The sequence below is a fragment of the Siphonobacter sp. BAB-5405 genome (assembly GCF_002872335.1).
Lineage (GTDB): Bacteria > Bacteroidota > Bacteroidia > Cytophagales > Spirosomataceae > Siphonobacter.
Map to the genome: position 1 here is coordinate 1 of NZ_NJAG01000223.1, position 392 is coordinate 392.

Here is a 392-nt window from a genome sequence, read left to right on the forward strand (position 1 = left end):
CAAGACACGAAAAAAGGCTTCCATTTCCCGTCCTTTTTTTTAATAGCCAGTCAAGCTTGCTTTGGAATCAAATAATTAAATATCCATCCCCCGCAATTATGAAATCGTATCAAAGTAAAAAGAATGACAAACGCACTCTCTCAGACTCAGAGCAAGGCTCATTCTGGAAAGAGCTTTCTATCAAAATGCTAAGCTCTATCAGCGGCCGATTGGTGCAGACAATTGTCAAAGCTTACTTCTTCAACGATGATTAGAGCAAATGGGCCGAAACTGATATTCAGTTTCCGGGCCCATTTGCTCTAATCATCACTAAATCGGATCTCGGAAGCAGTTATCAGAAAATAATTAGGAAATCCTTGTTAACAACTTTAAAGTTGTTTATATTTGTATAT

General features: G+C 37.8%; 1 protein-coding gene. It reads left to right on the top strand.

The genetic code is table 11. The features are described from left to right. Nucleotides 1-254 (top strand): hypothetical protein (locus BWI97_RS28855; protein ID WP_233208104.1); only part of this gene is annotated, 254 nt, incomplete at its 5' end. Between the last annotated feature and the right edge of the window lie 138 nt (nucleotides 255-392).